Genomic DNA, 12,146 nt, shown 5'->3' with positions numbered 1-12,146 from the left:
TCTTGAAATTTTTCATATAAAATCCGAATATGCTTAACCAATAAGTACATAAACTTATGGTAAATAACTGTAAGATTGTTTTTATTAGAGTAAATTATTTAAAATAGTATAAAAATACTTAATTATTAATAATAAACATGGCATTAATATAGTTATAAACATTGCATCTAACAAAACAAACTTAGCATGTTAATGTTGTTTTGTGGGACAATGCCTTTGATCCTAAAGTTAGGTGCATTACTGATATAACCAATAAGTTTTTTCAAATTTGTAAATTAAAGATTTTATTTTGTTTTACGATAAATTAGAAAATATAAGATAAGTTGGCGCATTATCCAAAAACTTGAAAAATGATTCAGCAAATTAATGCCAATAATTGGTTTATTGTGCCTATTGTCTTTTAATGGTATGACATTATCATCGCTGTCTACTGATAAAATAGCAAGTATAACCACGCTGATAATAAATAGATTTATAAATATTACAGTAACTGTGATAATCGGTATCCAAGCGCATTCTCTATTCTAATTGATTTTGGATAATTAACACAAAAGTAATAATATTATAGTACTTTGTTTCATATAAGATTAGATAAACTAATATGCAGAATTAAACTGACTATTCTTAATAATTACTAAATCTCTGAGATTAAAATTTCAGGATAATCATAACTAATTTTTAAATAATAGTAGTTAAATTTATTTGGCTATGCCAATAAATTTAGAAAATATTAGAGCATATAAATTAGTTAAAACACTAATAGATTCTTTAATTAGGATATTTTAAGATCATTTCAAATCAACAGCCATCTACACCAACAAATTAAGACTAATTAATTTAAATAACATTAAAAAATAGATAACACTACTTTTGAGGAGTTCTTTACATTGATTGATAGTTGATCTTAGATATAGCTTAATATTCATTTAAAAAAGATTAAAATTTATATCGATTAAATAATTATTTAATATTGCTAACAGTATATTATTAGTAAAATTTTAGTGAGCTAGAGTATTGTATAGCTTTTTATAAATTTAATGATAGATAAAAAATATTCAATTTACATTTTTTATTTTATTCATTAGTAAGTAATATTTTATCAATATGCTCTATAATTTTAGTAAACTTTCTAAGTTGTACTCATGTTTCTATTTTGAATAGGACGCAGGGAATAATATTTATTAGATTAAAGAACTTGCTAATCAGCAAGTTCTTTATTAAGAATATTAATTTATTTCAATTGGTTATAAAGTAATTGAAGGTCGTATTTTCTGCCAAATAGATACTAGTTAATAGTATATGGCAGAATTTATTCATTTTAATTACCAGTTTATTTTCAGACCAATGTTACCTCGGAAGCTTTGGCGTTTACTGCCACTAAAATTATGTTCGTAGCGAATATCACTATAAAGCTCACTTTGATTGGTAACAGGTATATTTAAACCTAAACCAATTTCCCCCCAAGTTTTGTTAAATTTCTCGCTTATTTTGTCACGACCAATTTTTACTTCATCTGGGTTGAGAAAATCATGCCAAATATTACCAATTGCATACACTGATGTATTTTGACCTTCTTTATCTAGTTCATTATAAGAGAGCATTAAACTAACACGACCACGTAAAGTATCTTGATTATTCTGATCAACGTGACGAACCCTGTCGGTAAATTTATTAAGTTTTACCATTTGGTAAATAAGTTGTGCTTGTGGTTCAATAGACCAATTGGTGTCATTCAATGGAATTGAATGACCTGTTTCAGCCGAAAGCGCTACTCCCCAACCATCTTGAGTAGAAGGGTTTTTTCCTGTTTGAGCATTATATTTGTTACGTAGGTAAGATAATTGCCCCACTAGGTCAATATAAGTGCCAGTGCCAGAGTAATAAGTATTTGTTATACCTAAGCTAAAACTATCAGACTCACCTTTACCAGTTTTTTTGTTGCCGATAACGATACCATTTCTAGCATGGTATCTATCTGAAAAATCAGTGTTGGCTCTTGTATAAGATATGTAGCCACCTAGCAAGCTAAGGCCATTATTACCAGTCGGTGTAACTAAGAAATCATGTCCTATTTGTAAACCATAAATATTTGTATTCAGATTTAAACGTGTTTTTCCATCTTGTTTCTGATGCTTACCGAAAATACGCGCCCAAGTGTTTTGATTATTATCTGTAGCACAATTTAAGCAATAGATATCACCACGGCGTTCTCTTAGATTTGCCAAACTTGAAAATCCTTGTTCAAAGTTAACGCTAGGCATAAGCGTATAACCAGCAACTGCATCTGCATAAATGGCTATATTCGATTTTGCATTCATGGCGGCTACATTTCCAGTATCCGATTTTATTTGTGTTGTCCAGAAATATTCATCATGGTTATCTACAGTACGTTTAGCTAACTGAACTTCTGTTGCACCTGTAGTTTGAGCTGTACCAATAAAAGCAACTTCTGCTCCACTATTAGCAACATTGACTACTGGAATAGTATTTATTAGTTTTTCAACTTCTTGTACATCACCATCGATGATTTTTTCTGTACCATCATTAGATACTGGAATAATAGTAGTAATACCTTTGGCTGTACCGGCAATGTTTAAAACATCTGATTCGGAGTTGGCTTCGCTTTCGCCACTAGGCGCATTCCATACAGTATGCATTTTCACTACACCATTTTGACCGACATAATCGCCTGTAATATCAATAGTAAAAAATTCACTAGTATTACGGACTAGCGATGGTAAGTGTTTGAAATGAATAGTACCTGAATTAGTCACGTTTGTCAGCTTAGAATGTTCAGTCGTTTCCCAAACACCAGTATTATTTAGATTAATGATACCATCACTGGTTTCAATTTTACCAGACAAGATCCCTGCATTATTAGCTACAATGGTGCCTGTAGAGGTATTAGTGAAGATATTGCCGCTATCTGAGGCCAATATCCCATTTTTAGTATTGTTTATTTGCAATGTACCGGTTCCATCATGCTGGATAATAGCTTCGATATTATTCACCTTACTGATATCTAGGCTACCACTATTATTAAATGTAGCGATTTGACCTAATTGAACTGTACTATGTAAAGCTGCTTTATCATCGGCTTTTTCGAAGGTAAGTTTACCTAGATTAGATAGAGTACCACCCGCCAATTCAATTGCTGTTCCAGCATTATTTTTAGTAATATTAGTGTCTTTTAACATCAGAGTTCCATCAGATAGGTATATGGCTTTAGCTTCTGATGCGATAATGTCTAATTGTGAATCTTCAGCAGCGATGATGTTTCCGCCTTCAACATGAATACCATTACCATCGTTTGCATGAATAGTAGTTTGTTTATTCAAGTTTAAGGTGCCGTTTGATATTTTAATACCATGACCAGTATCATTAGTGGTAAGGGTGGTATTAGCAGCTAAGTTAACTATGCCATCTCTCATGTTAATTGCGTTACCTTTACCATTAGTTGTGATAGCTAATAGGTTAGCTTTATCACTGCTTATGGTGCCACCGTCAATGTTAATACCATCGCCTTCTTTAGTGTTGATAATTGTTTCTTGGTTAAGGTTCAATTTAGATTTTTGACTCATATTTATACCATTACCAGAACCTTCGGCATTAAACAACGTTTTAGTAGCTAAGCTAACTTCTCCTTCATTTTGTATTTTTATAACGTCACCAATGCCAGCATTTTTATGCTCTGGTTTACCTTCACCATGTGTAGTTGCATTAAGTTCTGAGCCAAAAGTAACCTTACTATTACCCGAAACATATAATGATGTACCAGAAGCATACCATTGATCTCCAGAACCATGTGAATCAATGTTGGTTGTTCCATCAATTTTAATCTCGCCACCATAAATATCCATGGAGTTATAGTTTCCTTCTAATATTGATGATTTTAAGTTAAGATCACCTTTAGCATGGATCAAGCCAGAAGTTTGGACTATTGCTTTCCCTCTTTCTATAGAGATGTTGAGGTTTTCATCAAAAATTATATTACCTGCACTATTTTTTAAGCCTATATAATTTGCTTCAATCTCTACATCTTTTTTAAAATTAAGATCTCCACCAAATTGGGTATTATTTTGCTCTGAACCATTTCGAATGCCATCACCATCTGATTTTATATTTGTTTCATCTTTTACTATAATTTTTGCTGAGTGTGCATTAGCCAAAGATACATCAATAGGTGCTCCAGTTCCATATTCTGCTTGGTTTTGATCATTTTTATCAGCCCAATGATTTGAATGGTTGATATTCAATTTTCCATTAACAATTAATTCACTATTATCGCCTATTAAGATACTGCTTGGTCGGTATTGTTTTTTTGTCTCATCTGGCGGCATAGTTTTAGCGCTAACATTAATGCTTAAATCGCCATCCACGGTAATTACCCCACCAGAACTTGGTCGATTGTTCACAGGAGATTGTCCAGGGTAAGGCTCTGCTGTACCAATCACTAATGCATGATTTTGGTTTTGGCTAGTAATTGTTACCTTACCACTAGTTGGTTTAAAGGTAACTTTTCCTCCGTTATCAACGGAAATTACTTTATTGTCTTTACCTTTAGTTTCTGTTCCTGTGTAACTATCTTCGTTAAGCTCGCAGCTACTACCGCTAATATTGATCTTAGTTGGATCGCTTGCAGTACATGGGCTAGCCATTGTATTAGCAGAAAGAGTAGCTAGTGCAGTTACTGCTAACAGTTTGATGCTTTTAGTTTTTCCCTTTTTTGCTAGCTCTGAAACAACAACCCATTGTCGCTTAGATGTATGCCAGACTATTTTGTAAACTTTGTTCATATCCTCACCTATAGATAAAAATTACTTCTGTATCTAACTTTATTTGAACTTATTTAAAAAAAGTTCTCAGTTATTTTTGATTATTATTAATTAACGATAGTAATTGTTTTAATTAAAATAAAGGATATTAATTAGATTTTTACCATTAAATGATAATAAAACGTAATATATGTATATAAATTGATTAAATTGTTATTTATCTGTTAAAGGTGGACTATCTTATTGTTATTTATTTCATATGTATATAAAAATATTATTTTTATGTTTGAGTGTGTGATTTTTAGGCATAGGTGAGTTGTTTATAAAATAAAAGTTTTATTAGGTTGCATAAGCAAGTAATACCAAAAGTGGTGTCACTGATACTCATACCACTGTTGGTTATAAAAAAAATAACAAGTTGTTGATTGCGAATACTGGAGTTAATATTCCAATGGACCATTTCATGTAGCCAAAAAAACTAGGCATGTTAATTTTATTTTGGATAGCAATACTTTTAACCATAAGGTTTGGGGCATTGCCAATATAGCTAAGTGCTCCCATAAAAACTGACCCTATTGATATGGCTAATAAGGTTTTTTCAAGTGTAGTCATCAAGGTTACCGCATTGCCCGATGCCAAGTTAAAAAATACCAGGTAAGTTGGTGCATTGTCTAAGAAACTAGATAGTAATCCTGAAAACCAAAAATACATACTATTAATTGGTTGACCTTGTTGGTTATTGACTAATGATACAAGTGAGGATAATGCACCATTGTTTCCTGCTCTTAAAATCGCAAGCACTGGTACAATAGTGATAAATATACCGAGAAATAGTTTAGCTACTTCAACAATTGGTTCCCAATTAAAATCATTACTAGCTCGAATTGATTTTGAAGTAATGAATGTAGAAGTGATGGTGATAATTATAAAAAAAATATCTCTTATAAGACTAGATAAACTAAGATGAGTATCCAAAATAGTTATCCCTAATGAGGTTTGCCAAAGTCCTGATAATAAAACCATGGTTATAATCATAGCTAATAAAAAGATATTTTTTATACCATATAGCTTAATGGATTTATTTGTTTTTATAATTGTAATCAATTTAATACTGTTGTATTGTAATTGGAAATAGTAGCGATCAATAAAATAAAAAATAGTCAGCAATAACAATGAACTCAACAAAACGGGTAACAACATATTTTTAACAGTCCAGAAAAAATCGATACCTTTTAAAAATCCGATAAACAATGGCGGATCACCAAGTGGTGTTAATCCTCCGCCTATATTAGCAACTAAAAAGATAAAGAAGATAATAATATGAACAGCTTGTTTTCGATTACGATTTGCTCTAATTAGTGGGCGTATCATTACCATGGCTGCTCCTGTTGTCCCCATGATTGATGCTAATAAAGTACCGATTGCTAACAAGCTAACATTTAATTCTGGTGTACTGATGATTTCACTTTTAATGAAAATACCACCTGAAACCGTAAACAAAGCCATTAGTAATAAAATAAAAGGAATATATTCTGCTAATATTGCATGAGTAATCATCTCTATCGTGGTTTGATATCCAAAACAATAAAAAGCCGATATCATAAATAGTAATACCCAGAAAATAATGATTTTTCCATAATGATGATGCCAAATACGCGGAGTGATTAATGGTAATAAAGCAATGGAAATTAAAGTTCCAGCAAATGGAATGCACCAAATTAATGAAAAATGATGTTGGCTAAAATCATCAGCATAAAGATCAAATGGTGTGAATATCAATATTGGTATTAGCGATAAAGTAATAAAATGCTTCATTAGATTAATTATTTTTCCTTAATTTAACAATATCATAGCAAATAATCACAACTTTGTACTGATTTTTATCTCTTAAATTACCCTAATAATGAATTAATGAATATTATTATGCAGTTATTTATAACAATAAAAGGCTTTTTATATTTATCTACCCTTTATTATATATTCAACATGTTATGAGTTCACACAGTAACTATTTGTTATCAAATAATTGTCGACTATTAAAAAGTTTTAATTGCTATATGGAAGCGATTAGTTCTTTCTTAAAAATTAAAGATAACGGAATTACTTTCTAATAAGTTAAAATGGTTATAGTATAGGCAATATTGAGTCAATATCCATTTGCGATTTAAGGAAATATCTATGAGTATGTATACAACAAAAAAGCTTGTTGAAAAGTTGCAAAGTATTGTAGGTAAAAAACATACTTTAACAGATTCTTCTCGTACATTACCTTATCGTCAAGGTATTCGCTTTGGTGAAGGTGATGCATTGGCCGTTGTTTTGCCGGGAACGTTAGTTGAACAGTGGCAGGTGTTAAAGGCGTGTGTTGAAGCGGATGTGATTGTTATCACACAATCCGCAAATACTGGATTAACTGGTGGTTCAACGCCTGATGGTAATGGCTATGATCGTCCTGTTGTTATTGTTAGTACTCGTCGCTTAGATAGTATTAAAGTGATAGAAAATGGTGAACAAGTTGTCTGCTTGCCAGGTAGCACACTTTTTCGTCTAGAAAAGGAATTAAAAAAATATCATCGAGGTCCGCATTCGGTTATAGGTTCATCTTGCATTGGCGCTTCTGTGATGGGGGGTGTATGTAATAATTCGGGTGGAGCACTGATTCAGCGTGGACCTGCGTATACTCAAATGGCGGTGTTTGCTCAATTAGATGCGCAAGGGCAATTGCGTTTAGTTAATCATTTAGGTATAGAATTGGGTGATGAACCAGAAACAATTTTACAGAATCTTCAAAATCATACTTATACTGATAAGGATATTAAACATGATGCTGGTTTAGGCCATGATCACCATTATTGTGAGCATGTTCGTGAAGTAGATGCCGATACTCCTGCTAGATTTAATGCTGATCCTGCTCGTCATTATGAAGCATCAGGTAGTGCTGGTAGATTAATGGTATTTGCTGTGCGCCTTGATACATTTCCGTTAGAGAAAAAATCAGCCGTATTTTATATTGGTACAAATGATATTAATGAATTAAATGGTATTCGTCGCCACATTTTAAGCCAATTTAAAACCTTGCCTGTGTCGGGCGAATATATACATCGCGTGGCTTTTGATATTGCCGCAGTTTATGGGAAACCGACCTTTTTAGCCATTAAAAAGTTAGGTACAGATATGATGCCACGCATGTTTGTGTTTAAGAACTTTGTTGATCGTGTTACCGCTAAAATTCCATTTTTTCCAAAGAATTTTTCGGATCGGTTTTCTATCTTTGCTTGCAAATTTTTGCCAAATCATTTACCAAAATCAATGCGTGATTATCGTGATCGTTATGAACATCACCTTATTTTAAAAATGGCAGATGATGGGATTGCAGAAGCCGAGGCTTTTTTAAAAGATTATTTTCAAAATAAAAATGGTAATTACTTTTTATGTGATGAAAAAGAAGCCGAAGCCGCAATGTTACACCGTTTTGCAGCAGCAGGTGCTGCAACGGCATATCGCAATGTACATAGTAAAACAGTGGAAAACATTGTTGCATTAGATATTGCATTACGACGCAATGATACCGATTGGTTTGAGACGCTACCAGATAATATTGATCAGAAATTTATTTATAAAATGTATTATGGGCATTTTTTCTGTTATGTATTTCATCAAGATTATATAGCTAAAAAAGGGGTGGATTGCGATAAAGTTAAAGAAGAGATTTTAGCATTGCTTGATCAGCGTGGTGCGCAATATCCAGCCGAGCACAATGTGGGGCATTTGTATCATGCCAATGAGGATTTGAAAAAATTCTATCAAGAGCTTGATCCTACAAACAGCCTTAATCCGGGCATCGGTAAAACATCTAAGAAGAAAAATTGGGCTTAATTTTTTTAAATTCTAGATACTTAAAACCAACCGCTCGAAATCACATCTAGCGGTTTTTTCAGAATAACATCACAATAGAACAATTAGCAGTTATTTGATCACACCAACTTTTTTAATTGATATAAAATTTCTAATGCTTGTTTTGGTGTTAAAGCATCAGGATCAATCTGTTTTAACGCTTCTTCAACTTCCGAAGGTTCAGGTTCGTTGATAAAAGAAAGTTGAGATTGAGCAACGCCACTGTTAGCCGTTTGTTTTGAAATAATCTCGAGCTCTTTCAATTTTTGTTTAGCTCGCTTTAATACTGTCTTAGGCACACCGGCAAGTCCAGCAACAGCAATACCAAAACTTTTACTCGCTGCGCCTTCAGATACTTCGTGGATAAAAGCAACGGTATTATCGTGTTCAATGGCATCAAAGTGGATATTATAAACACCTTGCATATGTTCGGGTAATTGGGTTAATTCAAAGTAATGAGTGGCAAAAAGCGTCATTGATTTGATTTCATTTGCTAAATTTTCAGCACAAGCCCAAGCTAATGAAAGCCCATCATATGTTGAAGTTCCTCGACCAATTTCATCCATTAATACTAAACTTTGTTGAGTTGCATTGTGCATAATGTTAGCCGTTTCGGTCATTTCGACCATAAAAGTGGAGCGTCCAGATGCCAAATCATCAGAAGCGCCAATACGTGTAAAAATGCGATCAATAGGTCCAATGACTGCTTTTGAAGCAGGGACAAAGCTACCAATATAAGACAGTAATACAATTAAAGCAGTTTGACGCATATAAGTACTTTTACCGCCCATGTTTGGACCCGTAATAATTAACATACGTCTGCTTGGTAATAATGAGAGCGAGTTTGCAATAAATGGTGTTTGTAAAACTTGCTCAATCACCACATGTCGGCCATCTTTAATTTCTATTCCTGAGTCGGTTGATAGTGTTGGTTTTTGATAGTTAAGTGTTAATGATCGTTCCGCTAGGTTGGTAAGCACATCAAGTTCGGCAATGGCTTCAGCACTGATTTGCATAGTGGCTAGATCTGGCATTAATAGATCAAATAGCTGTTCGTAAAGTTGCTTTTCGAGTGCTAATGCTCGTCCTTTGGAAGTTAGTACTTTATCTTCGTACTCTTTAAGTTCGGGGATGATATATCGCTCAACATTTTTCAGTGTTTGACGACGAGTATAATGAATTGGTGCCAAATGGCTTTGCCCACGGCTGATTTGGATGTAGTAACCATGTACGGCGTTAAAGCCTACTTTTAGGGTGTCAATGCCTAAGGTTTCACGTTCTCGGATTTCTAACTGTTCTAAATAATTGGTTGCACCATCCGCTAAACTTCGTAGTTCGTCTAGTTCTGCATTATAACCAGTAGCAATAACCCCACCATCACGAATAATTGCCGGCGGTGTTTCAACAATAGCCTGATTTAATATTTCGGCTATACGGTCAAATTGATTTATTTTTTTACGCAAGTTAATTAACGCAGGTGAAGTAAGACCACTTAGTAGTGTTTGTAGTTGTGGTAATAAATTATAAGCATCACGTAAACGAGCAAAATCACGAGGTCGAGCCGTATGTAATGCAAGTCTTGCTAAAATACGTTCCAAATCACCAATTTGTTTTAATAATGGATTAACTTCATTAATATAATTTTGCAATTCGCCAATAGCTTGTTGTCGATTTTGTAATATAGTCAGATTACGAATTGGTGAATGCAACCAACGTTTAAGCATACGGCTACCCATTGGTGTTTGAGTTTTATCAAGTATTTCAACTACAGTATTTTGAGTTTCACCAGATAGGTTTTCGGTGATTTCTAGATTACGACGTGTTGCGGCATCTAACACGACAAAATCATAAGCCGACTGTTTGACAATTGAACGTATATGAGGTAGAGCAGTGCGTTGGGTATCTTTAACATATTGTAACAAACAGCCAGCTGCACAAAGTGCATAATTACAGTCTTCCACACCAAATCCAATTAAATCATTAGTGCCAAATTGTAGATTAAGCTGTTGTTTTGCTGTTTCAAGATCAAAGTCCCATTGTGGACGACGGCGCAATCCAGAGTTATTTTCAATTAATGGCATGGATTGAAATTCTTCTGGATATAGTAATTCGACAGGACTTGTACGTTGTAATTCGGCTTGCATTTCCTCGAAATTGTCACATTCAAAAATATAAAATCGTCCTGAACTGATATCGAGTGTGGCATAGCCGTAATAATTTTTATATTGCCAAATTGATGCCAGTAAATTGTCTTTGCGATCTTCTAATAATAGCTCATCACTTACTGTACCGGGAGTTACAATACGGACAATTTTTCGTTCTACTGGTCCTTTACTAGTAGCTGGATCGCCAATCTGTTCACAAATAGCAACTGATTCACCTAGTGCAATTAACTTTGCTAAATAACTTTCAACCGCATGATAAGGCACTCCCGCCATAGGAATTGGTTCACCATTTGACGAACCACGCTTTGTGAGCGAAATATCTAAAAGTTGCGAGGCACGCTTGGCATCATCATAAAACATCTCATAAAAATCACCCATGCGATAAAAAAGCAAAATATCGGGATTTTCTGCTTTTAATTTGAGATATTGTTGCATCATTGGTGTGTGGTCGGAGAAGTTTTTATTTTCATTCATAGTGTTATTTGTGTTTTTTATTTATATTTCAATATGTTGATAAATTAAATTGGTCTCATTAAGTATCATTTTAACTCATAAAATCTCACTGATTCTTAATCATTAGTGTAACTAAAAGTATAACTAATATGAGTGGTATGTTATAATTTAGTTATAACATAATAGTTATCATCTTTTTATTATAACTGATTATTAGTTCATAGCAGAGGGCTATTTTATGGCAAATGGTGATCAAAAGGTATTATCACATCAAGCTATAGTAAAACTAAAGCCGAATGGTAAAGTATTATCCGATTGTAATGAAAATCGTGGTTTAAGAGTTGAGTGTTCAAAAACTGGTAAAAAACGGTTTATATTATAGATACCGAAGAACTGATGGTAAATTAGTTGAAATGACTATTGGTTATTTTCCACAAATGCAATTAGCTGAGGCTCGTATACAATTACAAGAGTTGAAAAAAATTCGAGAAAGTGGATGTGTAAATGCCCCAAACTTAGTACACAACTCACGTAGAAAATTAAGCTGCTTGTTTTAGTGTTTTATACTCAATCGGTGTCATGTTATTTAATGCCTCATGCGGTCTTTCGGTATTATAAATGGTTAGCCATTCTTCGGTTATTCTCCTTGCTTGCGCTAGGTTGTTAAAAAGATATAAATCTAACACTTCAGTTCGATAAGTCCGGTTAAATCGTTCAATGTAACCATTTTGATAAGGGCTACCGGGCTTTATATAATCAATGGCTATATCATGTGATTTAGCCCAGTTTATAAAGGTTTTTCCGGTGAATTCTGGTCCATTATCTACTCGTATTTTTAATGGATACCCATGATATTCAG

6 protein-coding genes are annotated in these 12,146 nt (G+C 33.4%); 2 read left to right on the top strand and 4 right to left on the bottom strand.

Annotation, left to right across the window (positions count from 1 at the left end; genetic code table 11):
- Window positions 1-1,322: 1,322 nt before the first annotated feature.
- Both A9G34_RS06320 and A9G34_RS06315 read right to left on the bottom strand, forming a co-directional pair.
- Window positions 1,323-4,796, bottom strand: a complete 3,474-nt coding sequence (locus A9G34_RS06320) for an autotransporter outer membrane beta-barrel domain-containing protein (protein ID WP_065569221.1) — start codon at window positions 4,794-4,796, stop codon at window positions 1,323-1,325.
- A 378-nt stretch (window positions 4,797-5,174) separates the two neighbouring features.
- Entirely contained in the window at window positions 5,175-6,590 is a 1,416-nt protein-coding gene (locus A9G34_RS06315; RefSeq protein ID WP_034943293.1) for a sodium:proton antiporter, read from the bottom strand.
- 369 nt (window positions 6,591-6,959) lie between these two features.
- Here A9G34_RS06315 and dld point away from each other — a divergent pair, with 369 nt between their 5' ends.
- A complete protein-coding gene (gene dld / locus A9G34_RS06310) occupies window positions 6,960-8,651 on the top strand; it encodes a D-lactate dehydrogenase (RefSeq protein WP_065569258.1) in 1,692 nt (563 codons plus the stop codon).
- A 98-nt stretch (window positions 8,652-8,749) separates the two neighbouring features.
- Here the strand turns inward: dld and mutS are convergent, their stop codons facing one another.
- Window positions 8,750-11,308, bottom strand: coding sequence for a DNA mismatch repair protein MutS (gene mutS / locus A9G34_RS06305; protein WP_065569220.1), 2,559 nt, complete (start codon window positions 11,306-11,308; stop codon window positions 8,750-8,752).
- Window positions 11,309-11,525: 217 nt separating this feature from the next.
- Here mutS and A9G34_RS10600 point away from each other — a divergent pair, with 217 nt between their 5' ends.
- Window positions 11,526-11,669 carry an integrase gene (locus tag A9G34_RS10600; RefSeq protein ID WP_141670363.1) on the top strand — a complete coding sequence of 48 codons (144 nt, stop codon included), beginning with the start codon at window positions 11,526-11,528 and terminating at the stop codon, window positions 11,667-11,669.
- Window positions 11,670-11,826: 157 nt separating this feature from the next.
- On the opposite strand, the gene A9G34_RS06300 is transcribed toward A9G34_RS10600, so the two are convergent.
- The coding region (locus A9G34_RS06300; RefSeq protein ID WP_141670325.1) for an integrase core domain-containing protein at window positions 11,827-12,146 on the bottom strand (320 nt) is incomplete at its 5' end.

Source organism: Gilliamella sp. Choc4-2, from assembly GCF_001690355.1.
In the GTDB taxonomy this organism is placed as follows: Bacteria; Pseudomonadota; Gammaproteobacteria; order Enterobacterales; family Orbaceae; genus Gilliamella; species Gilliamella apicola_A.
This window is presented reverse-complemented; position numbering and strand designations above follow the sequence as displayed.

Excerpts from the sequence above, each read along its gene's own strand:
- A9G34_RS06320 (WP_065569221.1), bottom strand. The coding sequence starts at position 4,796 with ATGAACAAAGTTTACAAAATAGTCTGGCATACATCTAAGCGACAATGG.
- A9G34_RS06315 (WP_034943293.1), bottom strand. The coding sequence starts at position 6,590 with ATGAAGCATTTTATTACTTTATCGCTAATACCAATATTGATATTCACA.
- dld (WP_065569258.1), top strand. The coding sequence starts at position 6,960 with ATGTATACAACAAAAAAGCTTGTTGAAAAGTTGCAAAGTATTGTAGGT.
- mutS (WP_065569220.1), bottom strand. The coding sequence starts at position 11,308 with ATGAATGAAAATAAAAACTTCTCCGACCACACACCAATGATGCAACAA.
- A9G34_RS10600 (WP_141670363.1), top strand. The coding sequence starts at position 11,526 with ATGGCAAATGGTGATCAAAAGGTATTATCACATCAAGCTATAGTAAAA.